The sequence below is a fragment of the Streptomyces deserti genome (genome assembly GCF_054782695.1).
In genome coordinates this window covers 50890-74675 of sequence record NZ_BAAGRZ010000005.1, presented here as the reverse complement: position 1 = coordinate 74675, position 23786 = coordinate 50890, and the positions used below count along the sequence as shown (strand labels likewise).

Here is a 23786-nt window from a genome sequence, read left to right as displayed (position 1 = left end):
AGTTGTTCTCCCCGTAACACTGCCACGGCCTTTTTCATTCCGAGACACCCATTCCGACACGCGAGACGAGATCGTCCCAGTAGCCGGGCATGGTCTCCCAGGGGTCGGCGCGGCCGCCGCGGTCCGTGCGGTCGGTGAGGTAGATCGTCGCCGCGCCCTGCCAGCGGGCGATGCGCAGCGCCTCCTCGAGGTGCGGACGGGGCACTCCGTGGACCAAGTGGCAGAAGCGCTCGGGCGGATGGTCGGCGGTCCACTCGGCCGCCTGCGACCAGCGGTAGTCGCTCCACGGGCCGGAGAAGGTGACCACCTGGTCGGCGACCTCCGCATAGCCGGGGTCCGGGTGGCTGCCGTGACCGAGGACGATGTGGGCCTCGTCACGGAGCGTGCGGAGCGCGGCGACCGTGCGGCGGACCTCGGGGAGCACGGCCCGGTCGGTCGGGCAGCGGTCCAGGAGGAAGCCGTCGACCCGGTACCACTCGAGGTGGCGGTGCGCGTCGGAGACCAGGTCGGCGAAGGCGCGGGCGCCGGAGGTGACGGCGAGGTGGCCGAGGACACGGATGCCCGCGTTGCGGAGGTGACCGGCCGCCTCCAGGCAGTGCGGGTCGGGGCGGGTGCCGGGGCCGTCGGCGACGTTGAGGACGACCCAGTCCAAGGGCGTGCGGGGGCGGGTGAGTTCGGCCCACTCGGTGCGGGCGAGGAGGGGGTGCGCGTAGCCGGGGATGCCGAGGGCGGTGCGGGTCCCGGTGCCGACGGTGGTGTCGGGGTACGCGGTGGGCGTCGCCGTGCCGGTCGGCCGGTGCGGGTGGCGGGTCAGGCGGTGGGTGAGTCTCCTGGTCAGATGCGGCATGCCGCCTCCATCCAGATGTCGGCGAGGGACTCTTCGAGGTTGATGCGGGGCCGCCAGCCGAGCCGGTCGCGTGCGGTGCGCACGTCGGCCTGCTGCCAGCTGCCGCAACCGTCCGGGTACGGGTACGCGACGGGCGCGACATGGTCCGGGTCCGGGCGGGGGTGGCCGATGACCGGGCGAAGGGCGCCGGGAGGCGCGTCGAGTTCGTGGAGGGCGCCGCCGTACCCGGCCACGCGGGCGAGGATCGCGGCGGCGTCGCGCAGGCGCACGGCGCGGCCCGAGCCGATGTTGATGACGCCCTGCGCGGCGGAGAGGGAGGCCGCGTGGACGGCGCGGGCCACGTCGCGGACGTCGACGAAGTCACGCTGGGCGCCGAGGCCGCCGAGTTTGAGCTCGCCGTCGCCGGACTGCATGGCGCGGCGCAGGGCTTCGGCGAGGCGGCCGAGCGGGGAACCGGCGGGGGTGCCGGGGCCGACGGGCGAGAACACGCGCAGGACGACGGCGTCCAGGCCGGAGCCGAGGACCAGTTCGGTGGCGGCGAGTTTGCTGACGCCGTACGGACCGCCGGGGCGGGGGACGGCGTCCTCCGCCGTGGAGGAGCCGGGCTGGCTGGGGCCGTACTCCGCGCTGCAGCCGATCTGCACGAGGCGGGCGCCGCACCCGCTGCGGCGCAGGGCCTCGCAGACCGTGGCGACGGCGACGGTGTTGTGGCGGGTGAGTTCGCGGGCACCGCCTCGGGTCGCGCCGGCGCAGTTGATGACGACGCCGGGGTGGACGGCGTCCAGGAAGCGGGTGAGGGCTCCGGGGCTGCCGGTCGCGAGGTCGAAGCGGACGTCGGCGTCGTCACCTCGGCCGAGTGCGGTGAGCTGGACGGCCGGGTCGGCGAGCAGGCGGTCGGCGACGAAGCGGCCGAGGTAGCCGTTTGCTCCGATCAGCAGGACTCTCATCGGGCGGCTCCGGTGATCGGGGTGCCTGGGTGGGCGATCATGTGGAGTTCTCCTTCGGATGGTCGGAGGGGGTGTGGTGTGAACGAGGTCGGTGGCGGACCGCCGGAGCACCGGTACCGCGGGCTCGCGGGGCGGACTGCCGGGGCACCGGCGCGGTCACCATGAGGGCTCCGCCGGTGCGTGGGCCGAGGCTCTGGTCAGCCTGCGGGTCGCGTGGACCAGGAGGGCCAGCGCCGCTGCTCCGCAGGTGAGGGCGGGGAGGCTGCCGGGGCCCCAGGTGGTGACGAGGGTGTCCGCGGGGATGGCCAGGGGGGCGCAGCCGGGGAGGCGGGCCGCGAAGACCGTGGCCAGGGCCGCCGCCTGCGCCGTGACTGTGGCGACGAGAACCATGGCCGGGGCATGGGTGAAGCCGTGGACCGTGAGGAGGCGGGCCAGGAACAACAGGGCGCCCAGGGTGAGGGTCTCGGCGTAGGCGGGCGGTTCGTCGAGGGCTGCGGCGCAGGCGGTGAGCAGGGCGGTCAGGGCGCCCAGGAACAGGGCGACCGTGCCGAGCAGGAGCGGTCGTACGGCGGCCGCGAACTCCTCCAGGCCACGGCTGGCCGCGAGTCTGCGGCGGGCGCGTGCGGCGAAGAGGTGGGCGGTCCAGGCGGCCGGGGCGCAGGACAGGGTGAGGGCCAGGACCGGGGCGGTGGTGACGGGCCAGGGGCCGTCGGCCGTGCCGGTGGGCAGGGCGTCGGGGCCGCCGGTGATCGCTGCGTGGAGCAGGCCGTTGCCGAGGAGGGCGTAGCCGACGAGCCAGTACGTCCAGGTGGCGGACGCGCCGTGTGGGGTGCGGGCCGTGGTGGCCAGCGGGCCTCGGCGCAGAGCCGCGCGTACGGACAGGGCCACGGCCAGGGCGCCGATCGCCGCCGCGATGAGGCGGGGCCGGCCGTCGGTGAGACGCAGGGCGGCCACTGTGGCGGCGCAGGCCGCACCGGGCAGCAGGGTGAGCAGGATCCAGTCGGCGCGTGGCCGGGAGGCCGTGGTGGGTGTGAGGCGCGGGGGTGTGTCCCCGTCACGGGGTACGCGCGCGTACATCTCCTCCGCGAGGGAGAAGACGTCCCGGTGGCGGAACCGGGCGGCGGTCCGGTCGGTGACGCCGTGGGCCTCCAGACCCGCCGCGATCTCCAACGGGTCCACCGCGCGTTCGCACAGCTCGCGATGACGGTGCATCAGCGCCTTGACGGGGTCGGCACCGCGGCGGGGAGTGTGGGGCCTGCGGTCGGCGGCCGTGTCCGGGACGGGCCTCTCGTCGTCCCGGATGCCGGCGGTGCGCGCCTCGCGCGCGTCCGTCTCCTCCGCCGGCCAGTCCTGCTCCTGTGCGTCCCACGGCCCCGGGCTGCTCGGGGTCCCGTGGCGGTCCAGTTCGCCGAGGCCGCTCATCGGACTCCCTCCGTCGCGGACACCGGAGGCGCCGGAGTCGTGGCCCGTACCGGCGTGTCCGTCGCCCAGCCGGGGCCGCCGTGAGGCCTCGGATCGGTCCCGCCGCGCGGCGTCGGTCCGGTCCCGCCGCGCGGCGTCGGCTCGGTCCAGTGGCCCGGGACGTGGGACTCGGCCGGAGTGGCGAACGGCAGGGGCTCTCCCGTCTCGTCGAGGACGACGCGACGGACCGGGCTCTGCGCGACGATCTCCAGGTAAATGCCGTGAAATGCCGCGATGTTCTGCTCGACGGTGAACAGTTCGAGTGCGCGGGCGCGTGCGGCGGCGCCCAGGCGCTCGCGGCGCTCGGGGTCGCGCAGCAGCGCCAGGCACGCCTCGGCGAGCGCCCGCGGGTTGCGCGGGGGTACGACGAGTCCCGTACCGCCGATGACCTCCACGACCGCGCCGACGTCCGTCGAGACCGTCGCGCACCCGCAGAACATGGCCTCGACCAGACCGATCGGGAAGCCCTCGACCACGCTGGACAGCACGGTCACGGCGCCCGAGGCGTACGCGTCGGCGAGCGTCGGGAGGTCCGGCCCACCGATCTCCTCGAAGGAGACCGGGTTGTCGCCGACGGCGTGCGGACCCTCGGCCTCGTCGGGGAAGAGCTGCGCGGCCAGCGCCCTGCAGTGGCCGAGGTAGGCCGCGCCCTCGGGGCCGGAGGGGGGGCCGATGATGCGCAGGCGCGTCCTCGGCTCCTCCTTGCGGATCTCCGCGAAGGCGTGCAGCAGCGAGACCAGGTCCTTGGCGGGCTCGACGCGGCCGACCCAGACGAGGGTGTCCGGGTCCGCGCGCTCGGGGGACTCGCCGGCCTCCGCGAAGGGCGAGGCGTCCATGCCGGGGTAGACCGTGCGGATCTTCGCGCGGTCGGCACCGCAGCGCTCCTGCCAGCGGCGGGCGTGCGTGTTGCCAGGTGTGACGAACGCGGCCCGGGCGTAGATCTCGGCGGCGAGTCTCCCATGGAAGGCGGCGATCAGGGACCGTACCGCCGGCGCGGACTCGGTGCGGGTCAGGTAGTGCGTCCGCAGCTGCACCCCGTACTCGGTGACCAGGAGCGGTACGCCGCAGAAGTGGCGGGCGAGCAGGCCCGGCAGGGCGGCCATGCCACCGGACGCGGCGTGGCACAGGTCGACCGCTCCGAGGCCGTCGTCCTCGTACCAGTCGAGCGAAAGGGGCCGCAGGGCGCGTTCGACGTAGGCGGCGACGGTGAGCAGCTCCGGTACACGCGCCTCACGCGCCGCGCGCAGGGCGCCGGGCGCACGACAGGCGCGCTCCAGGGCGCGTACGGCGGTCTCGGAGCGGAGTGCTCCCACCAGTCCGCCCTCCTCGCGGGCGAGGTCGGCGAGGCCGTACAGAGCGTTGCCGAAACGGTCCGCCTCAGGGACCGACGTGCCCTCCGAAGCGTCCGTCGGGCCTGCCGCGCACAGCGCGGCCGCCAGTTCGCCGTAGCACTGCGCGAACCGTCGGCGCGCGCGTCGCCCATAGACCACACCGTCGTCCTCCGCCATCCACAGGGGTGCGGTGCGCACGCGGCTGACCTGCGGTGGCAGCGGGACCCAGCCGTCGTCCTCCTGGCGTTCGCTCCGGCTGAGCGCGTAGACGTGGAACTCGTGCTGCCCGAGCCCGCGCACGAGCCGATCGCACCAGAGCCTGGCGTCACCGCTCACGTACGGATAGCCACCCTCCGTAAGCAGTCCTATGCGCACGAGTGCACCCCCGATCTCCCGTATGGGGAGCCGCCGTTGCCCCGGCGGCTCGCAGCGGAACGAACGTATGCGGACAAGGCGGTGGCGCGACGGACGGTTGTCCATCGCGCCACCAAAAGGGGTGAACGGTCGTAACTTTCCCGTGCGGGTCGCGTTCCGTCGCGCCAGGAGATCGAACGGATACGGATAGTCATGCTCTGGCCCGGTTCACGCGCCGGAAGGACGGTCTCCCGGACGGGTCCCGGTCCCGCCCGCGGCGCACCGCTGGACGCGACCCCGTCAGACCCGGTCAACTCCCGGGATAGGGCCAGGGGTTGGCGCGGCAGCGGATCCCGTCGTGGTCGAGGAACTTGGTCTGCTGCTGCATGACCGGGGCCAGGTCGCCGTCCTTGTCGCAGGTGACATGGCTGTAGCCCAGGCGGTGGCCGATCTCGTGGTTGATCAGCATCTGCCGGTAGGCGTGGATCTGGTCACCGTAGGTCTCCGACCCCTGCGCCCACCGGAAGGCGTTGATCATCACGCGCTCGGTCGCGGCCGAGTCGCAGGAGACGTTGTCCACGGTGGTGTCCAGACCCGACTTGGCACACCAGTCGGCGGTGGTGCCGGGGCTGGCGAGGGTGATCACGAAGTCGGGTCGGCCGGAGTACACGCGCTCGAAGGTGCGGGCGCCGTTGTGGGCCCAGCTGCGGTCGTCGTTGAGCGTCTTCTGCACGGCCTCGGCGAACAGTTCACCGTCGAGCCCGAGCCCCTGCTCCACGTCCACGCGGTAGGTGAACTTCTGCCCCGTGCCGGGTGCCCTGTCGATGCCGGGGATCGCGTCGAACTTCCCCGAGCCCTTGAGCGCGGCGCTGAGCGGGTACTTCTTGTCCATCTTCTGCTCGTACGTCAGCTGCTCGACGGCGGGCGCACCGGAGGGCGCCGCCCGCTCGTCCCCGCGCGAGGCGGAGTCGCGGGCGTCGCGGGCCTGGTCGGTGGCGGACTGCGACTGCACGGCGGCGTCGTCGCGGGCGTCGGCGACCTGTCCGGCGACGATGACGGCCAGCACGGTGGTGACGGCGGCGGCCGCGATCCCGGTGAACGTCCGCCCCTTGGCGCCCTTGACCGGCGCGGGCGCCCCGGTGGGCGGCGCGTCGTCGGCGTCGGTCGGGGTGCCGGTACCGGTCGCGGGGCGGGCGGTCCAGTCGGCGACGGAGGCGTAGGCGTCCGCGGGCGTACGGACCGTGGCGGTGCCGGTACGGCGGGGCGCGAAGACGTCGTCGTCCTCGGTGAAGGCGTCGAGGTAGTCCTGCCGCGGGCCCGGAGGCGCCTGCCGCTGCCGCGGTATGGGAGCGGCGGTCCCGGCGGGCGCGCCGTACCCGTCCCCGGGCCACCCTCTCAACTCACCCCAGCCGCCACCGGGTTCACGCTGCTCGGGGTGGCCACCGCGGGCCTGGGGGAAGCCGTGGGCGGGGGTGCCGTCGAGCAGGCGCGGGACACCACGCGCGGGCGTGCCGTCCGCCAGACGGGGCACACCGGGGGCGGGAGTGCCGTCCGCCGACGGTCCGCCCGGGAAGCCCGGCACACCATGAGCCGGCGTCGCGTCAGCAACCCTCGGTACGCCGCGCGCCGGCGTCCCACCCACAGGCCCGGACGCCGGCCGCTGCCCCTGCGGCGGCCCCGGCACCTCTCGGGGACCGGCCCCATGCGGCGACCAACTCCCCTGCCCCGTGACGGGGACCGCTTCCGGCACCGCCTGGCCTCCCCGCCCCTGCCCCGGCTCCGGCCGACCATCCCGTACTGCAGTTGTGTGCGCGGCATCGCCCTGGGGAGCGGGCCCGCGACGGCTGTGGCGTCCCACGTCGCGCCTCAGCCCCCCACGTTCTCGGCAGCGGCCCCGCCGCCGACGTCCCGGCCCGCACGGGCACTTGACTCACGAGCGCGCTGCACACCGTCGGAACCCGACTCCCCCACCTCCGCAAGGAGTTCACGAAAAGCCATGGCCACCGTCTCGGGGTACTCCATCATCGCCACGTGCCCGGCGTCCGGCAGGGTGAGCAGGCGGGAGTCGCGGAAGGCGCGGGCCGCCCTCTGGGCCATGCGGAAGCCGACGAGTTGGTCCCGGCCACCGTAGATGAGCAGGGTCGGGGCGAGAACGCGTTCGGCCTGGCGCCACAGCCCGTGCTGGCCGCCCAGCGTGTACGCGTTGACCAGCCCGCGCGCGGAGCGCGTCATCGCGTCCCAGAAGTACGGCAGCCGCAGCCGCCGCTCCATCTCCTGCACGGCGTTGCGGAAGGCTTCCGGCGAGACCCGTCCGGGATCTCCGTAACACAGCGTGAGGACGCCACGGACGCGCTGCTCCGCCGTCCATTCCTTGGTGATCCGGGTGAAGAGCGGAGCCACGCCGGGCACCGCCAGCAGCCCCGTCGGCACGGCGGTGCGCTGGACACGGATCTCCGGAAGCGCGGGTGACACGAGGGTGAGCGTACGCACGAGATCGGGCCGCACCGCGGCGACGCGCGTGGCGACCGCACCGCCCAGCGAGTTCCCGAACAGGTGCACGGGACCGCGTCCGGCGGCGTCGAGATAGCGGATCACGGCGCGCGCGTGCCCGGTGATCGAGTAGTTGCCGTCGTCCGGTGGCGGGGAGTCGCCGAAGCCGGGCAGATCGACGGCCTCGCAGTCGACCACGTCGTCCAGCTGCTCCATCAGCGACGACCAGTTCTGCGAGGAACCGCCGAGTCCATGGACGTACAGCGCGGGCGGCAGCCCTTCACGCGCGGGTCTCGACCGCACCGTGAGCGTGACGCCGGGCAGTTCCACCGACCTGAGCCGCTCACCCTCCGCCACCCTGACGGCCGCCACCTTGGGGAGGACGGTTGCGGGCGGCACGGACGGCAGCTCGGTCGAAGACATGCGGCAATGTTACGAGACGATCACGCAGTGGTTCATGTGTTCGCCGTCACAGGTACCTGTCAAGTTTCAGGAGACGGTTTCAAGGTCACCGCAGGGGAACACAGCATCCCGCGCCACCCGCCCGGTGTGCGCACCCGGTCACGTCCCGGACGCGGATCGCATAGCGTCCGGATCGGGTGTCTCCTAGGCTCGTACAGAGGGCACCCGCGTGTGGCCCCTGCATGCTTCAGGGACGTTCGTAGGAAGGGAGCCCAGCATGGCCGTAGACCCCACCGACCCCGAGACGTTCGAGGACGAGGACGCCCAGGAGGCCCAGGAGTTCGGCGTCGAGGCTCCGGAGGTGGACGCGGCCGAGCAGCACGCGGACATCAGGCCGGACCGCGACGATCCGCTGACCCGCGTGGACCCGGACCGCGCCAACGAGGCCGACTTGGCGGAACAGGCCCGGATCGTCGAACTCGACGAGGACGACTACCGGTGACGCGTGGCGACGGGCGGCGGCGCGGGGCGCCGCTGAGCAGGAGAGAGGCCGCGCCTTGCCCGCCTTGATCCCATTTGAAACCTTCTGTGCCGCTTCGTTCACCGTCCGGTCCGTGAAATTCTGCGCTCGCACCGCGCACACCACGGTTACCGAAAAGTACGATGGCGACGCGGCCCAGACCGCACGTGGACGACTATGGGAGGCGGCGTGACAGCCATCGAGCAGACAGAGGCGGTACGCCCGCGGGGCACGCGCCTGCCGCGCCGTGCCCGACGGAACCAGCTGCTGGGAGCCGCCCAGGAAGTCTTCGTGGCCCAGGGCTACCACGCGGCCGCGATGGACGACATCGCCGAGCGCGCGGGCGTCAGCAAGCCGGTGCTCTACCAGCACTTCCCGGGCAAGCTCGACCTCTACCTCGCACTGCTGGACCAGCACTGCGAGTCGCTCATCCAGGCCGTACGGAACGCGCTGGCGTCGACGACCGACAACAAGCAGCGCGTCCGGGCGACGATGGACGCCTATTTCGCGTACGTCGAGGACGACGGCGGAGCGTTCCGCCTGGTCTTCGAGTCGGACCTGACGAACGAGCCCGCCGTGCGCGAGCGCGTCGACAAGGTCACCAACGAGTGCGCGGAGGCGATCTGCGACGTCATCGCCGAGGACACGGGCCTGTCCCGCGCCGAGTCGATGCTCCTGGCCTCCGGCCTGGGCGGCCTCGCCCAGGTGGTGGCGCGGTCCTGGCTGCACAGCGACCGCAGCGTGCCGCGCGACCAGGCGGTACAGTTGCTGACCTCGCTGGCGTGGCGCGGCATCGCGGGCTTCCCGCTGCACGGGAGCGAACAGCAGCACCACTGAGGCGCGACCGAGGCGCGTTTGTTCCCGCCCGTTGTTCGCTCGTGGCGTTCTCGTGCGGAGCGTGCACGTCCCCTCACCGGGCTAATGTGTGCTGGTACGGCGCGGAAGGTCGCGCACTTCACTGACCGTCGGAGGGACATAGCCGTGGAGGTCAAGATCGGCGTGCAGCACGCGCCGCGCGAGATCGTTCTGGAGAGCGGTCAGAGCCCCGAGGAAGTCGAGCGCGTGGTGGCCGAGGCACTGGCCGGCAAGGCACAGCTGCTGAGCCTCGTGGACGAGCACGGCCGCAAGGTCCTGGTCCCGGCCGACCGCCTCGCCTACGTCGAGATCGGCGAGCCGGCCCCGCGCAAGGTGGGTTTCGGCGCGCTGTAAGCGACGCGGGCGCGGTGGCTTCAGCGCGCTGTGCGCAGACGCGGGAATGCCAGAAGGGCCCGGCGGTTCGAGACCGCCGGGCCCTTCCGCGTTCCCGCGTCCTTGGCGCCCTTCCGCGTTCCCGCGTCCTTGGCGCCCTTCCGCGTTCCCGCGTCCTTGGCGCCCTTCCGCCCCTCCGCGTTCCCGCGGCCTTCGCGACCTTCCGCGCTGCCGCCTCCGTCGCACCCTTCCGCGTTCCCCCAAGCGTCGCGGCCTTCCGCGTCCCCGCGCCCTCGCACACTTCCGCACTGCCGCGTCCGTCGCGCCCTTCCGCACTGCCGCGTCCGTCGCGCCCTTCCGCACTGCCGCGTCCGTCGCGCCCTTCCGCACTGCCGCGTCCGTCGCGCCCTTCCGCGTTCCCGCAGCCGTCGCGGCCTTCCGCGCTGTCGCGTCCGTCGCGCCCTTCCGCACTGCCGCGTCCGTCGCGGCCTTCCGCGTTCCCGCAGCCGTCGCGGTTTTCCGCGCTCCCGCGCCGTCCACGACCTTCCGCCCCTCCACCCCTTCCGCGTTCACGCATCCTCGCGCCCTTCCGCGTTCCTGCGGCCTTCGCGGCCTTCCGCGTTCCCGCAGCCGTCACGGCCTCCGCTTTCCCGCAAGCGTCGCGTGCCGTTTCCCCGCCGTACGCCCGCCCGTTTCTCCCGGTTCCCCCAGTCCTCTCGCCGCTCTCCGTTCACAGGTGGAGCACAAGTCACCCACAGGGGAGGATTGGATTCCGCAGGTCAGGGGTAAACCGGGCTACGACCGTTGTGGGCAGGCCGGCCATGTGGGAGGGACCCCTGACATGCTCTTGGAAGCGCTCAGCTCCGCGATCCTCGGCCTCGCTCTGGCGTGGGCGGCCGCGCACCGGCTGCCGCACCGTCTCCCGGCCCGTGCGCTGGTCCTGCCGACGGGTGTCGCCGGAGCCCTCTTCGGCGCGTTCGTCATGCACAGCGCGCTGGACGCCGGGAGCCTGCTGCTGATCCTGCTCGGCGCGGCGATCGTCTCGGTGGCCTCGCTGTCGCTGCTGCTGCGCCCCTCGGGAAGACTCCGCCGCCGATCGGCGACGGCGTGAACCGCCGCCGACGCCGGCGGAGCCGCTGACCTGATCAGGCCGCGAGTCCCAGCGCTGCCATCCGCTTGGTGTGGGCCTCGGTGATCCGGGAGAACATCTTGCCGACCTCGGCGAGGTCGAAGCCGTCCGCGACACCGCCCACCAGCATCGTCGACAGCGCGTCCCGGTCCGCGACCACCCGCTGGGACTGCGACAGGGCCTCGCCCATCAGCCGCCGCGCCCACAGCGCGAGCCGTCCGCCCACGCGCGGGTCGGCGTCGATCGCGGCGCGCACCCGGTCGACGGCGAAGCCGGCGTGGCCGGTGTCGTCGAGCACCGCCAGCACCAGGCCGCGGGTGTCGGAGTCCAGCCGGGCCGCGACCTCGCGGTAGAAGTCGCTGGCGATGGAGTCGCCGACGTACGCCTTGACGAGCCCTTCCAGCCAGTCCGAGGGCGCCGTCTGCTTGTGGAAGCCGTCGAGCGCGGCGACGAACGGCTCCATCGCCCGGGTCGGCTCCTCGCCGATCTCCTTGAGCCGGTCGCGCAGCCGCTCGAAGTGGTGGAACTCGGCGGACGCCATCTTCGCCAGCTCCGCCTTGTCCTCCAGCGTCGGCGCCAGCTTGGCGTCCTCCGCGAGGCGCTCGAACGCCGCCAGCTCCCCGTACGCGAGCGCGCCGAGCAGGTCCACGACCGCGGCACGGTACTGCGGGTCGGCGGAGGCCGCCGCCCAGTCCCGGGCGGAGACTCCGGTGTGTTCGGCGGAAGTGTCGGGGGTGTCCGCGGCGTTCTCAGGCTTGTCAGAGCTCGTCATGCAGCGCACAATAGTCCGCTCGCCGCCGGGCGTAAGGCCCTGGTCAACCAGTGTGACGACGACTACGTGACCAAATCGGCCATCGCATGTGCGCGAATCCGGGGTATGGTGGTAATGCGCCTGCTGAGTACGGTCGTCCATGGAGACGATGTATTCGACGGGCCGCATGTATGAGGATGCCCGGTCGGTGGCCCGATCGGCTCCGACCCGACAGCCCTCCTCGTCCGTACGGCACAGTGCGTACGGAACCCGGAGGGGGACACCCTCAGCGGTACGAGCGCTAGAGCGTCGGCAGTGGTCCCGTGCCCTACGGCCCACCCGTAAGGCAGCCGACGTCCCCGGCACGGTCTGACACGACCCCCGCGCTCGCCTCGCGCCGCGCACACAGAAGAGGCAGCACCCTGACTACCACATTTCGAGCACTCGGGATCCTCCCCGAAACCGCCGAGGCTCTGGAAGCCGTCGGCATCACCACCCCCTTCCCCATCCAGGAGATGACGCTCCCCGTGGCCCTCTCGGGCTCGGACGTCATCGGCCAGGCCAAGACCGGCACCGGCAAGACGCTGGGCTTCGGCCTTCCGCTCCTCGAGCGCGTCACCGTCCCCGCCGACGTGGAGGCCGGACGCGCCCGGCCCGAGGACCTCACCGACGCCCCGCAGGCGCTTGTCGTCGTCCCCACGCGCGAGCTGTGCACACAGGTCACCAACGACCTGCTGACCGCGGGCAAGGTGCGCAACGTGCGCGTCCTCGCGATCTACGGCGGCCGGGCGTACGAGCCCCAGGTCGAGGCCCTGAAGAAGGGCATCGACGTGGTCGTCGGCACCCCGGGCCGGCTCCTCGACCTCGCCGGGCAGAAGAAGCTCAACCTGAGCCATGTGAAGTGCCTGGTCCTCGACGAGGCCGACGAGATGCTCGACCTGGGCTTCCTGCCCGACGTCGAGAAGATCATCAACATGCTTCCGGCCCGCCGCCAGACCATGCTGTTCTCGGCGACCATGCCGGGCGCGGTCATCGGCCTGGCCCGCCGCTACATGTCGCAGCCCACGCACATCCGCGCCACCGCGCCGGACGACGAGGGCGCGACGGTCGCGAACATCAAGCAGTTCGTCTACCGCGCGCACAACATGGACAAGCCCGAGATGGTCGCGCGGATACTGCAGGCCGAAGGCCGAGGACTGGTCATGGTCTTCTGCCGCACCAAGCGCACGGCGGCCGACCTCGCCGACCAGCTCAAGCAGCGCGGCTTCGCCTCCGGCGCGGTCCACGGCGACCTCGGCCAGGGCGCCCGTGAGCAGGCCCTGCGCGCCTTCCGCAACGGCAAGGTGGACGTCCTCGTCTGCACCGACGTCGCCGCCCGCGGCATCGATGTCGAGGGCGTGACGCACGTCATCAACTACCAGACGCCCGAGGACGAGAAGACGTACCTGCACCGCGTCGGCCGTACGGGCCGCGCGGGCGCCAAGGGCATCGCGATCACCCTCGTCGACTGGGACGACATCCCGCGCTGGCAGCTGATCAACAAGGCGCTGGACCTGGGCCTCAGCGACCCGCCGGAGACGTACTCCACCTCCCCGCACCTCTTCGCCGACCTCGACATCCCCGAGGGCACGAAGGGCGTCCTGCCGCGCGCGGAGCGCACGCGCGCCGGGCTGGACGCGGAGGAGCTGGAGGACCTGGGCGAGCCGGGCGGCCGGGGGCCGCGCGGCCGGGGCGGCCGGAACGACCGGGACGATTCCCGGTCCGCCGACCGCGAGCGCCCGGCCCGTACGCCGCGACGCCGCCGCCGTACGCGCGGTGGGACGCCGCTGGACGGAGCGCCGGAGTCCGCGGGGACGGCCGCGCCGGAGACCACGGCCACGGAGGGCGCTGCCGGGACGGAGGCCGTCACGGCTCCCCGCACCCCGCGCCGCCGTCGCCGCATGCGCGGCGGCGTCCCGGCCGAGTCGGCGCCGGCCACGGCAGCGGCCGTCGAGTCCGCGGTCCCCGAGGCCGCGGGGACCGCCGTGGCAACGGCGGAGGGCACGACGCCGGAGGCCCCCGAGGCGGCCCCGGCCACGTCGCGCCGCCGCCGCACCCGCCGGTCCGCGGAGACGGCCGCTGAGGCCGTCGAGGCGGGGGCCGCGGTCGTCCCCGACGCCGCGACCACGCCGTCGACCGAGGAGACCCGACCGGCCGCGGACACCTCCTCGGCCACGGTCGCCACGAACGCCCCGTCGATCGCGGACGCCGCGGTGGCCACGGAGCCCGAGGCTCCCGCCGCCAAGCCGCGCCGCCGCACCCGCAAGGCCGCATCCGCCGCCGAGACGGCGGTCGACACGGCCGAGGGCACGAGCGCGTCCGCCCCGGAGGCGACGGAGACCAAGCCGCGCCGCACCCGCAAGGCAGCGGTGCGGGCCGAGGCCCCCGCCGAGCCGACCGAGGAGACCGCGCCCACGCCGCGCCGCACGCGCAAGGCCACCGCCAAGGCGGAGGACAGCGTCGACACGGCCGAGGCAGCGGAAGCCAAGCCGCGCCGCGCCCGCAAGGCGACGGCCAAGGCAGCGGAGGCGGCCGCCGAAGCCGCCGTCGACACGGCCGAAGCCGCCGAGGCCAAGCCGCGCCGTCGCACCCGCAAGGCCACCGAGCCCGCCGCCGTCGCCGCCGAGATCCCGGCCCAGACGGCTCAGGAGCCGGAGGCCGCCGAGACCAAGCCGCGCCGCACCCGCAAGACCGCCGCCACCGCCAAGGCGGAGGACAGCGTCGACACGGCCGAGGCGACGGAAGCCAAGCCGCGCCGGACGCGCAACGCGGCTGCCGCCGTCCAGGAGCCGGAAGCCGCCGAGGCCAAGCCCCGCCGGACCCGGAAGACCGCCGCCGCGGCCGAAGCCGCCGTGGACACGGCCGAGGCGGCGGAAGCCAAGCCGCGCCGCCGCACCCGCAAGGTCACCGACCCCGCGGGCATCCCGGCGCAGTCCGCACCGGAGCCGGAGGCCGCCGAGGCCAAGCCGCGCCGCCGCACCCGCAAGGCCACGGCCAAGACCGAGCCGAGCGCCGACACAGCGGAGGCGACGGAGGCGAAGCCCAGGGCCCGCCGCACCCGCAAGGCCACGGTCGCCGCGGAATCCACACAGGGCTGACGACCCACCCGACGGCCCGGACCCACCCCGCGTGGGCCCGGGCCGTCGGCATTCCCGGGGCCATTCCCGCCCTCCGCCCATTCCGCGTCGGCCCGGGCCAACCCGTACGGCGAAAGCGCGCCTCCCACCGAACCCGTACGGCGAAAAGCCCCCGTCGCCCCATCGAGCCCCGTACGGCGAAAGCCCCCCTCGCCCCTCGCCCCATAGAACCCGTACGGCGAAAGCACGCCCGCCCCATCGAAAGTCACCCCGCCCCATCTCCAGGCCACCTCGCCCCCGTACGGCGAAAATCCCCCTGCCCCGACACCACCCCCCACCCGCTACCCTCGCCCCGTGACCAGCCACCCCACGCCCTCCCCCTCCCCCACGCCGCCTCCCCACGCCCGCGCCCACCCCCTGCACACCCCCCGCGGCGACTTCGCCGTCGTCGACTGTCCCGCAGCCCCCGGCACAGAGCCGAAAGGCGTCGCTCTCCTGCTCCCCGGTTTCACCGGCAGCAAGGAGGACTTCACGCTGATGCACGAGCCGCTCGCGGCGCGCGGGTATCGCAGCGTCGCCGTGGACGGGCGGGGGCAGCACGAGTCGGACGGGCCCGAGGACGACGAATCCGCCTACGCGCAGAGGGAACTGGCACGGGACGCACTCGCGCAGGCCGAGGCGCTCGGCACCCCCGTGCACCTGGTCGGGCACTCCCTCGGCGGGCAGATCGCCCGTGCCGCCGTTCTGATCGACCACTCCCCCTTCCGCTCGCTCACCCTCATCGCGTCGGGCCCGGCGGAGATCTCCGTCTCCCAGCAACAGCGCGTGAAGCTGCTGCGGGACGCGCTCGCGGTGATGTCGATGGCGGAGGTCTGGGAGGTCATCGAGGCCATGGGACCGCCCGAGGAGGTCGGCGGCCCGGCCCGCGGCATCGGCGGCCAGGACTATCTGCGCCGCCGCTGGCTGGGCACCAAGCCCGCCCAACTCCTCGCCACGGGACGCCAGTTGTGCACCGAGCCGGACCGCGTCGCCGAACTGGCCGCCGTACCGCTGCCGTTCCACGTGCTGTCGGGCGCGCACGACGACACATGGCCGGTGGCGGTCCTGGACGAGATGGCCGTACGCCTGAACGCGCGCCGCACGGTCATCGAGGGGGCCGAGCACTCCCCCAACATGGACCAGCCCCTGCCGACCGCCCACGCCCTCGCCGACTTCTGGGACGCCGCGGCCCCGCACAAGGACGGCACACCCGCATAAGCGGCCTGGTACTCCGCCCTAGTACTGCGTCTGCAAGTGATCCCAGAAGCCGTCCCGCAGCGCCCGGCGCAGATCCGCCTGCCCGCGCAGCGAATACTGCAGCAGGCCCTCCGCCTCCACCAGGAGGTCCTGGTCCACCGAGCCGGGCAGATAGGGGTGCCCGGGCAGCAGTTCCACCAGCGTGTCCCGGCCGCGCGCCGCCAGCCACTTCGCGGCGATCTGGGCACCGACGAAACGGACGTCCTCGCGGGTGGGCCGGCCCGCCGCCGGCTCGTAGGCGGGGGCCGTGCGCCGGGAGACGTACGGCTTGAAGAAGTCGAGGTCGAAGGTGCGCTGGCTGTCGACCTCCCACAGCAGTGGCTCGGCCTGGTTGCGGCCCTCGGGCGCCTCGATGCCCCAGAGGTGGACCCGGGCGCCGTACCCCTGCGCCGCCTCCACTGCCGACACCAGGTCCTCGTCGCCGCCGAGCAGCGCCGCGTCGCTGATGGCGCGGTGCCGGGCGAGTGACTCGAGGTCCGTACGGATCAACGAGTCGACGCCCTTCTGCTGGTTGTTGGCGTTGAGGTTGCCGAGGCGGACCTTGACGTCCGGCAGTTCCGCGATGGACTGCTGCTCCGCCGTGTGGATGCGGCGCCGGGCGCCGTCGTACCAGTAGACCCGCAGCAGCCGGCTGTCCGCGAAGATCGTGCGGGCCCGGTCGATGAGCGCGTCGATCAGCCCCTCGGCGTCGAGGTCGAACGCCCGCCGGTCCTCCGTCCCGGCCACGAGCCGCCCCGCCGCCGCGTACAGGTAGCCCGCGTCGACGAAGATCGCATGCGTCGAAGGCGTCTTCGCCACCTCGGCGAGCATGCGCTGCAGCAGCTCGTTGGTGCGGTCGATGCGGGCACTCAGCGCCGCGAGGTCGTCGTTCATCGCCCTCCATTGTCCCGGCGGTCACGCTGCGAACACAACCGGTCCCGGTCGGTCCCGCTCCGGACACTACCGGTCAGTAATTAGACGTTCGAAAAATTTCGTTAGCGTAGGGAATGTTTGTAACGCGCAGCTCGTTGAATACGAACGGAACCGGGGGCACCGCTGCCCCTGGGGCCATCCACCAGTAGTTCTCCTCAGGGAGGATGACCAGACGAAGGGAGAAGCCATGCGCTTCGAAATCATGCGACTCGACGACGTCGACGGCACGCCCGTGGACACCACCGTCGTGGACGCCGCCTCCGTCAACCGTATCGTTCAGCAGGCCGCCGCCATCGGGCAGCGCCTGTGGATCCGCCCGGCCGAGACCTCGGCGTCGTAACCCGCGGAGCCCTCTTTTCACGCTTGAGCGCCATACGTTTGGGAGCCCCTGTACGGAAGTGCCGTACAGGGGCTCTGTGGTGTCCGGGGGCGGCCGTCAGCTGCCCTGGACGACCTGCGTGACCCCGTTGATGATCTGCTGCACGGCGATCGCGGAGAGCATCATGCCCGCGAGCCTGGTCACCAGGACCACGCCGCCGTCCTTGATGACCCGGATGATCAGCAGCGAGTACCGCATGACCAGCCACAGCACGATGTGGATGGCGAGGATCGCGGACCACACCGACACCTGCGTGGCGACGCTGTCGGCCTTCTGCACGGCGAGGATGACCGACACGATCGCGCCCGGCCCGGCCAGCAGCGGCATGCCGAGCGGCACGAGGGCGACGTTGACGTCCTTGGTCTGCTTCGGCTCGTCCGTCTTGCCGGTGAGCAGGTCGAGCGCGATCAGCAGGAGCAGCAGCCCGCCCGCGATCATCAGCGCCGGGACGGAGACGTGCAGGTAGTTCAGGATCTGGTGGCCCAGCAGGCCGAAGACGGTGATCACGCCACCGGCCACACACACGGCCTGCAACGCCATCCGCTTCTGCACCCTGGCCGGGCGTCCGCCGGTCAGCGCGAGGAAGATCGGGGTGATCCCAGGGGGATCCATGATGACAAAAAGGGTCAGAAAGAGAGAGCCGAAGACGGCGACGTCGAACATGATTGCCTTGCAGAGAAAGGAACGGAGACGGGCGTGAGCGGCGTACGGGCCTCAGGCCCCGCCGGCCCCCGGAACGGGAAACGCCCCGAACGCCCGGCGCGTGATCTCCCCGTACACCTCGGGATCCGTCGTGAACTCCCCGAGCGCGCAGGTCTTCCGGCTGCCGTGGTAGTCGCTGGAGCCGGTCACGAGCAGCCCCAGCTCCTTCGCGAGGCCGCGCAGCCGCGCCCGGGTGTCGGCGTCGTGGTCCATGTGATCGACCTCGATGCCGTCGAGCCCGGCGGCGGCCATCTCCGCGATCGCGGACTCCGGGACCGTACGGCCCCGCTTGCTCGCGGCCGGGTGCGCGAACACCGCGACCCCGCCAGCGGCCTTGATCAGCCGGATCGCCTCGAAGGGATCGGTCTCGTGCTTCTCGACGAAGGCCCGCCCGCCGTCGGCCAGCCAGTCCCGTGTGAACGCGTCGCTCACGGACGGCACGACGCCCAGCTCGACGAGCGCGGTCGCCACGTGCGGGCGCCCGACGGAACCGTCCCCGGCGATACGCGCCACCTGCTCCCAGGTCACGGGCACACCCAGGTCCCGCAGCTTGGCGATCATGCCCTTGGCCCGCGGCACCCGGTCGTCCCGGACCAGCTCCCGCTCGGCGAGCAGGGCGGGCTCCTCGGGGTCGAAGAGGTAGGCCAGCATGTGCATGCTGATGCCGTCGATACGGCAGGAGAGCTCGGCGCCGGTGACCAGCGTGAGCCCCTCGGGCAGCGCGGCGATGGCCTCGGCGTGCCCGCGGGTGGTGTCGTGGTCGGTCAGCGCGACGACGTCCAGGCCGGCCGCGGCGGCCTTGCGCACCAGGTCGGCCGGGGTGTCCGTGCCGTCGGAGGCGGTGGAGTGGGTGTGCAGGTCGATGCGCACGACGCGGACTCCAGGCGGTGACGGAAGGGACGGGGACGCTCAAGGATAACCGGATTTTCGGCCACCGCTGTCACACCCGAAACCGCACAGCGCCCCCTACAGATCCTCAGCCGGCACTCAGGGCCGAGACCCGTCGGGCGCCAGCAACCGCGGCGACAGCGCCCCGCACGGCACCAGCTCCACCTCGGCCCCGGCATCCCGCAGGTCGGTCAGCACCAGCTCGTCGTACAGCAGCAGCCCGGACTGTTCGGGCCACACCACCGCCCACAGCCACATGCCGAGCGCCTCGCCCGCGAAGACGGCTCGGTCGTCCGGGGTGCCGGAGACCAGCCACAGGGGGGTCGGGCGGCCGGCGGCCAGCACCTTGGTCTGGGCCGGTTTCTCGACGTCCAGGTACGGTCCCGGGTCCGGGCCGTCGATGCCCGCGTAGCGCGCGCCGAGACCCACGCCGAGTTCCTCGGCCACCAGGATCAGCTCACCCGCACCGCCGAGCGGCCCGGGCCCCGAGCAGGCCACGGCCGTCGCGCGGCCACCGCTGCGGTCGTCGCCCGCGCAGGCCACGCCCGTGAACAGCCAGCCGACCGGCAGCGGCCACGGCATCCAGACCGGCACCCGCGTGCGGTGCACCACGACGGTGAGGGCGTCGACACTGGGCGGTATCACGGGCTGCACCGGATGCACGGTGCCGTGCAGGTCGCACTGCCACGAATCGGAGAAGAGGCCGGGAGCCCTGACCCGGCCACCACACTTCGGGCAACTGGGTTCGCCCCTCATAGGCCCCCACGGTCCTACCCCTACTCCGTCACGTCAAGGACGATCACCCATCCGGGCGGAACCGGCCGACCAGAACGTGCCCGCGAGCCGGCGAAGACCACGACGAACGCGAGGCCGAGCAGCAGGGTCCCGCGCCCGCCGATCCGGCTGGAGACGAAGCCGGTCACCGGCATCGCGACCGCGGTGATCAGGAAGTACGACGTGAAGAGCAGGGAGACCTGGCCGGCCCTGGCGTGCAGGTCGGGGACGCCAGCTGGCGCTACCCCTTCTTCGGCACCGCGTTCCTGATGGCGGTCGGCTTCCTGTGCATCGCGGCGTTCCTGAAGGAGCAGCCGAAGCCGGCCCGCAGGACCTCGCTGCTGGACCCGGTCACTGGTGCTCGGCTACGGCGACCACACCACGGCCGTCGTCTGCACGGTCCTGTCCGCGCCTTCATCGGCGTGAACAACACCGTCTACACCGAGCTGGCGCTCGGCGTCTCGGACGCCCCGCGCCCCGTGGCGAGCGCGGGCTACAACTTCGTGCGCTGGTTCGCGGCGGCCGCCGCGCCCTGCTTCGCGCCGAAGATCGAGGAGTGGAGTGACATCCGCATCCCGTTCGTGGTCGCGGCGGTCACGGCGGTGGCGGTCGCGCTCGTGGTCGTCGTCCGGCGAAAGGCGCTGACGCACGAGGCCGAGGAGCCGGCGACGAAGCACGCGACCGAGGACGGTGTCGCCGTCTTCGTCAACTGATGGCTTTCAGCCACGCGTTGGTGAGATCGGTCACCCCGTCTCAGTCCAGCGGGACGGACGTGCGGGCCGGATCCCTGAGGTCCGTCCCGTGTGTCAGCCAGCGCTCCTGGAGGGCCTGGGCGCCGTGCACCCGCTTCCAGGCGGCCTCGTTGGGGGTCATGGGAAGCAGCGGCAGGAACCGTACGGGGTCCAGGGGCGCGTCGAGTTCGAGGTCCTCGACCAGGCCACCCGGCTCGGCGACCAGGACCGAGGTGAAGGGGGCACCGGGCCACAGGGGCTCCCCGACGTCGAGGGAGGCGCCGGGGGCCACGACCACGCCCTCGACCTGCGGAGACGCGGCGAGCACGGCGAGCGGGCGGAGCACCTTGTCAGTGTCCGCGAGGCCCGCCCGGACGGAGAGGACCAGCTCGGCGCGCGGGCCCTTGACCGGGTCGGCGAGCACTGCCGTGGGGTCCGCCATGGGCTGCGCGGACATGCCGAGGGTGGCGTAGCGGACGATGTCGCCCTCGTGGAAGCGGAGCACCTCGATGCGGTCGGTGCCGAGGAAGGTGACCGCCGCGCGCGCGTCCGGTTCGCCCAGCGCGGTGCGCAACCGGGCCTCGACCAGAGGAAGAACATCTGCCATGCGGCGAGCATAGAACTCGTCAGTACCGGGCAAAGCAGCGCCTTGACACCATGGTCGGCTGATACTCTTGCCCGGTGGTTCGGGGCAGCACGCAGAAGCGTCGCGATCGAGTCCCGACGCCGATGTGACACTCCCCCTACGGGGGAACCCCCCAGGGGATAGGAACGTCCCTTACGAGGGACCGGCCGGAGGAGGTGGGGCTGTTATGGATCGAAGTCGACCGTGCAGTACCACCCGCTCTTCCGGCCGCTGATGTCGCTGCTCTGGCTCTAGCTGGCTGCCACCTCTCGCATTCGCGTCTCCGTGTCGCGTCTTCGTACGGAAGAGCACTTCGTTTCGTTCTGCCTGATCTGCCTCAGTAGCCGAATCAGTAACGAAGCCCGCCACCGCGACGGTGCGGTGCTCCCCGCTTTGTGGACGCGCCAAACATCCGCATCCAGGACGTCCCCATTCCGGGTAGTTCCACCCGTCGCCGGCGCCTTTCGTTGCTCGTTGCGAAGGAGCCCTGCCCATGTCGATGATCCGCGACCTGCGCGCCGTGGTCCGTCCCTCCCGTGTGTCGCTGCGCAAGGAGAGCGGCACGTACGACACCACGCGCGACCCCGCGACGACCTCCGCGGTCGTCGACTGCGCCGTCTACCGCGACGGCCGGCGCCTCGTCACCGACACGCCGCTCAGCCCGCAGGAGGCGATGCGGCTGGTGCGCCGCGACGGAGGGTTCGTGTGGATCGGTCTGCACGAGCCGACCGAGGGCGAGTTCGCCGGTATCGCCCGGGAGTTCGGGCTGCACCCGCTGGCCGTCGAGGACGCCGTCCAGGCCCACCAGCGCCCCAAGCTGGAGCGCTACGACGACTCCCTCTTCACCGTCTTCAAGACCATCCACTACATCGACCACGACCGGCTCACCTCCACCAGCGAGGTCGTCGAGACCGGCGAGGTGATGTGCTTCACCGGCCGGGACTTCTTCATCACCGTCCGGCACGGCGGGCAGGGCTCGCTGCGGGCCCTCAGGCACCGCCTGCAGGACGACCCCGAGCTGCTGTCCAAGGGCCCCTCGGCCGTGCTGCACGCCATCGCCGACCACGTCGTCGACGGTTACATCGCGGTCGCCGACGCCGTGCAGGACGACATCGACGAGGTGGAGACGGAGGTTTTCTCGCCGGGCCGCAAGGGCACACCGCGCGGCACGGACGCCAGCCGGATCTACCAACTCAAGCGCGAGGTACTGGAGTTCAAGCGGGCGGTCTCGCCACTGCTGCGCCCCATGCAGCTGCTGAGCGAGCGGCCGATGCGGCTGATCGACCCGGACATCCAGAAGTACTTCCGGGACGTCGCCGACCACCTGGCCCGGGTGCAGGAGCAGGTCATCGGCTTCGACGAACTGCTGAACTCCATCCTCCAGGCCAACCTCGCCCAGGCGTCCGTCGCGCAGAACGAGGACATGCGGAAGATCACGTCATGGGCCGCGATCATCGCCGTACCGACGATGGTGTGCGGGGTCTACGGCATGAACTTCGACCACATGCCCGAGCTGCACTGGCGCTACGGCTACCCGCTGATCATGGGCATCACGGTGACCATCTGTGTCGGCATCCACCGCACGCTGAAGCGCAACGGCTGGCTGTGAGAGCGCCCGGATCCCGCCTGGTTAGGCTGGCCCCATGACTAGCGAGCTGCTCGACCGGGCCCTGATCGAGGAGGCCACGAAGAAGTCCGGCCTCATCTGGGTCAAGGGGGCCGGGGCCCCCGCCCGCGCGCTGTGGCACGTGTGGCACGAGGGTGCGGCGTGCGTGATCGGCGACGGGCCGGGCGAGCAGCCGCTGCCGGGGCTGGCCGACGGGGCCGAGGCCGAGGTGACGGTCCGCAGCAAGGACAAGGGCGGCCGGCTGGTGTCCTGGACCGCGAAGGTCGTGGAACCGGCGCCCGGGTCCGAGGCGTGGGAGGCGGCGGTCGCCGAGCTGAAGGGCAAGCGGCTGAACGCCCCCGACGGCGAGGCGATGACGGAGCGCTGGGCCCGCGAGTGCCGGGTGCTCCGCCTGGAGCCGACGGGTGCGACGGCAGCGCTGCCGGACGGCTCCCTGGCCGAGGCACCGCGGCCGACGCCGGCGACGACGCGGCAGCCGATTCCCGCGGGGCTGCCCCGTCTGCTGCTGAAGAAGCGCAAGCGGCGGTAGCGGGGGCTCTGAGCCCTAGGACGTCGGCAGCTGCTTGCCGTAGTCCACGGTCTCGTTCTTCGCCGGCCTCTCCAGGGCGAAGTCCTTGCCCCAGGCCGTGAAGCGCAGCGTGCCCGCCCCGCCGCCGCGCACCAGGACCAGGGGATACGGCTTGCCCTGCAGGGACACGTCCAGCGTGCCGCCGGAGCCCTTGTCGCCGGTGATGCGGATCGTGCGGACGCCCGCCTGCTCGTGGTGGCCGTCCGTCTCCACCGTGCCGTGCAGGGTCAGCAGACCGTCGAGGAGGACGTCCTTGTGTGTGAAACCGCTGAACTTCTTGTAGGAAGGGTCGCCCTGCGGCACCTTCACGTACTTCCCGTCGAGCTTGCCGGCGGCCGCCGCGTCCGCCTTGCCCTGGCCGTCCCCGTCACTCCAGAACTCGGCGTCGGCCTTGAGGTAGAGCTGCTCGCCGATCCGCAGCAGCTGGAAGGTCGCGCCCTTCGCGGTGACCGTCCCGGTGGCGCCGTCGGACTTCAGCCGCATGTCGAGCGTGTACGTACGCCCGCTGCTGACCACGGTGCCGTGCAGGCGGACCGCGGCGGCGGACTCGGCGGCCGCACGGGTGCGGCTCTGGATCTGGTCCGCGGGGAGTCTGCCGACGCCGTTGGTGCCCTCGTTGGGGTCCTCGGCGCACCCCGCGAGCCCCGTCCCCGCCACGAGCAGCGCGCACATCGCGCGCACCAGCGCGGCCCTGCGATTACGGCCCTGGGGAATCGGAGTCACAGGTGGGGCTGCCTCTCTGACGGGG

General features: G+C 72.6%; 23 protein-coding genes and 1 pseudogene. 10 read left to right on the top strand and 14 right to left on the bottom strand.

The window, feature by feature from the left end; all coding sequences use genetic code 11:
* Positions 1-34 precede the first annotated feature (34 nt).
* From ACYVMZ_RS12400 to ACYVMZ_RS12375, 6 genes are all read right to left on the bottom strand, one after another.
* The gene (locus ACYVMZ_RS12400) at positions 35-847 is read right to left on the bottom strand and encodes a spherulation-specific family 4 protein (RefSeq protein ID WP_461078678.1); all 813 of its coding nucleotides are present in this window, start codon (positions 845-847) and stop codon (positions 35-37) included.
* Positions 835-1794, bottom strand: a complete 960-nt coding sequence (locus ACYVMZ_RS12395) for an NAD-dependent epimerase/dehydratase family protein (protein ID WP_461078676.1) — start codon at positions 1792-1794, stop codon at positions 835-837. The genes ACYVMZ_RS12400 and ACYVMZ_RS12395 overlap by 13 nt, the downstream gene beginning before the upstream one ends.
* Before the next feature lie 156 nt (positions 1795-1950).
* Positions 1951-3216 (bottom strand): hypothetical protein, encoded by a 1266-nt coding sequence (locus tag ACYVMZ_RS12390; RefSeq protein ID WP_461078674.1) that lies wholly within the window; start codon positions 3214-3216, stop codon positions 1951-1953.
* Positions 3213-4961 carry a DUF3492 domain-containing protein gene (locus ACYVMZ_RS12385; RefSeq protein WP_461078672.1) on the bottom strand — a complete coding sequence of 583 codons (1749 nt, stop codon included), beginning with the start codon at positions 4959-4961 and terminating at the stop codon, positions 3213-3215. The genes ACYVMZ_RS12390 and ACYVMZ_RS12385 overlap by 4 nt, the downstream gene beginning before the upstream one ends.
* A 289-nt stretch (positions 4962-5250) precedes the next feature.
* Entirely contained in the window at positions 5251-6798 is a 1548-nt protein-coding gene (locus ACYVMZ_RS12380) for a DUF3152 domain-containing protein (protein ID WP_461078670.1), read from the bottom strand.
* 8 nt (positions 6799-6806) lie between these two features.
* Positions 6807-7853 carry an alpha/beta fold hydrolase gene (locus tag ACYVMZ_RS12375; protein ID WP_461078668.1) on the bottom strand — a complete coding sequence of 349 codons (1047 nt, stop codon included), beginning with the start codon at positions 7851-7853 and terminating at the stop codon, positions 6807-6809.
* A gap of 256 nt (positions 7854-8109) precedes the next feature.
* Here ACYVMZ_RS12375 and ACYVMZ_RS12370 point away from each other — a divergent pair, with 256 nt between their 5' ends.
* The 4 genes from ACYVMZ_RS12370 (at position 8110) to ACYVMZ_RS12355 (ending at position 10651) form a co-directional block, all read left to right on the top strand.
* Complete coding sequence (locus tag ACYVMZ_RS12370) at positions 8110-8334, top strand: hypothetical protein (protein ID WP_461078666.1); 225 nt, start codon at positions 8110-8112, stop codon at positions 8332-8334.
* Positions 8335-8541: 207 nt separating this feature from the next.
* The gene (locus ACYVMZ_RS12365) at positions 8542-9189 is read left to right on the top strand and encodes a TetR/AcrR family transcriptional regulator (RefSeq protein ID WP_187823898.1); all 648 of its coding nucleotides are present in this window, start codon (positions 8542-8544) and stop codon (positions 9187-9189) included.
* A gap of 144 nt (positions 9190-9333) precedes the next feature.
* Positions 9334-9561 carry a DUF3107 domain-containing protein gene (locus ACYVMZ_RS12360; RefSeq protein WP_184817925.1) on the top strand — a complete coding sequence of 76 codons (228 nt, stop codon included), beginning with the start codon at positions 9334-9336 and terminating at the stop codon, positions 9559-9561.
* An 820-nt stretch (positions 9562-10381) separates the two neighbouring features.
* The gene (locus ACYVMZ_RS12355) at positions 10382-10651 is read left to right on the top strand and encodes a hypothetical protein (protein WP_461078663.1); all 270 of its coding nucleotides are present in this window, start codon (positions 10382-10384) and stop codon (positions 10649-10651) included.
* Positions 10652-10685: 34 nt separating this feature from the next.
* On the opposite strand, the gene ACYVMZ_RS12350 is transcribed toward ACYVMZ_RS12355, so the two are convergent.
* Positions 10686-11441 (bottom strand): ferritin-like fold-containing protein, encoded by a 756-nt coding sequence (locus tag ACYVMZ_RS12350; RefSeq protein ID WP_461078661.1) that lies wholly within the window; start codon positions 11439-11441, stop codon positions 10686-10688.
* Positions 11442-11935: 494 nt separating this feature from the next.
* Here ACYVMZ_RS12350 and ACYVMZ_RS12345 point away from each other — a divergent pair, with 494 nt between their 5' ends.
* Together ACYVMZ_RS12345 and ACYVMZ_RS12340 are read left to right on the top strand one after the other, a co-directional pair.
* Positions 11936-14557: a DEAD/DEAH box helicase gene (locus ACYVMZ_RS12345; RefSeq protein ID WP_461078659.1), complete on the top strand. Its 2622-nt coding sequence runs from the start codon at positions 11936-11938 to the stop codon at positions 14555-14557.
* Positions 14558-14890: 333 nt separating this feature from the next.
* Positions 14891-15793 (top strand): alpha/beta fold hydrolase, encoded by a 903-nt coding sequence (locus ACYVMZ_RS12340; RefSeq protein WP_461078656.1) that lies wholly within the window; start codon positions 14891-14893, stop codon positions 15791-15793.
* Between the two features lie 18 nt (positions 15794-15811).
* Here ACYVMZ_RS12340 and ACYVMZ_RS12335 read toward each other — a convergent pair whose 3' ends face one another.
* Positions 15812-16705: an NYN domain-containing protein gene (locus tag ACYVMZ_RS12335; RefSeq protein ID WP_461078654.1), complete on the bottom strand. Its 894-nt coding sequence runs from the start codon at positions 16703-16705 to the stop codon at positions 15812-15814.
* 226 nt (positions 16706-16931) lie between these two features.
* Between ACYVMZ_RS12335 and ACYVMZ_RS12330 the strand changes: the two genes are divergently transcribed.
* Positions 16932-17084: a hypothetical protein gene (locus ACYVMZ_RS12330; RefSeq protein WP_125504360.1), complete on the top strand. Its 153-nt coding sequence runs from the start codon at positions 16932-16934 to the stop codon at positions 17082-17084.
* Between the two features lie 96 nt (positions 17085-17180).
* Here the strand turns inward: ACYVMZ_RS12330 and ACYVMZ_RS12325 are convergent, their stop codons facing one another.
* The 4 genes from ACYVMZ_RS12325 to ACYVMZ_RS12310 all read right to left on the bottom strand — a co-directional run bounded on the left by ACYVMZ_RS12325 (position 17181) and on the right by ACYVMZ_RS12310 (position 19642).
* The gene (locus tag ACYVMZ_RS12325; RefSeq protein ID WP_461078652.1) at positions 17181-17786 is read right to left on the bottom strand and encodes a MarC family protein; all 606 of its coding nucleotides are present in this window, start codon (positions 17784-17786) and stop codon (positions 17181-17183) included.
* A 51-nt stretch (positions 17787-17837) separates the two neighbouring features.
* A complete protein-coding gene (locus ACYVMZ_RS12320) occupies positions 17838-18695 on the bottom strand; it encodes a PHP domain-containing protein (RefSeq protein WP_461078650.1) in 858 nt (285 codons plus the stop codon).
* Positions 18696-18812: 117 nt separating this feature from the next.
* Positions 18813-19469, bottom strand: coding sequence for a DUF6758 family protein (locus ACYVMZ_RS12315; RefSeq protein ID WP_461078648.1), 657 nt, complete (start codon positions 19467-19469; stop codon positions 18813-18815).
* Between the two features lie 20 nt (positions 19470-19489).
* Positions 19490-19642: a hypothetical protein gene (locus ACYVMZ_RS12310; RefSeq protein ID WP_461078646.1), complete on the bottom strand. Its 153-nt coding sequence runs from the start codon at positions 19640-19642 to the stop codon at positions 19490-19492.
* A gap of 39 nt (positions 19643-19681) precedes the next feature.
* On the opposite strand from ACYVMZ_RS12310, the pseudogene ACYVMZ_RS12305 reads away from it, so the two are divergent.
* A pseudogene (locus ACYVMZ_RS12305) lies at positions 19682-20200 on the top strand (hypothetical protein); the annotation flags it as partial.
* 40 nt (positions 20201-20240) lie between these two features.
* On the opposite strand, the gene ACYVMZ_RS12300 reads toward ACYVMZ_RS12305, so the two are convergent.
* Positions 20241-20825 (bottom strand): suppressor of fused domain protein, encoded by a 585-nt coding sequence (locus ACYVMZ_RS12300; protein WP_461078644.1) that lies wholly within the window; start codon positions 20823-20825, stop codon positions 20241-20243.
* A 511-nt stretch (positions 20826-21336) separates the two neighbouring features.
* Here ACYVMZ_RS12300 and ACYVMZ_RS12295 point away from each other — a divergent pair.
* Both ACYVMZ_RS12295 and ACYVMZ_RS12290 read left to right on the top strand, forming a co-directional pair.
* Positions 21337-22452: a magnesium and cobalt transport protein CorA gene (locus ACYVMZ_RS12295; protein ID WP_461078642.1), complete on the top strand. Its 1116-nt coding sequence runs from the start codon at positions 21337-21339 to the stop codon at positions 22450-22452.
* 34 nt (positions 22453-22486) lie between these two features.
* On the top strand, positions 22487-22999 hold the full coding sequence (locus ACYVMZ_RS12290) for a hypothetical protein (protein ID WP_461078640.1): 513 nt from the start codon (positions 22487-22489) through the stop codon (positions 22997-22999).
* Positions 23000-23014: 15 nt separating this feature from the next.
* Here the strand turns inward: ACYVMZ_RS12290 and ACYVMZ_RS12285 are convergent, their stop codons facing one another.
* Positions 23015-23761: a hypothetical protein gene (locus tag ACYVMZ_RS12285; protein WP_461078638.1), complete on the bottom strand. Its 747-nt coding sequence runs from the start codon at positions 23759-23761 to the stop codon at positions 23015-23017.
* Positions 23762-23786: the final 25 nt, after the last annotated feature.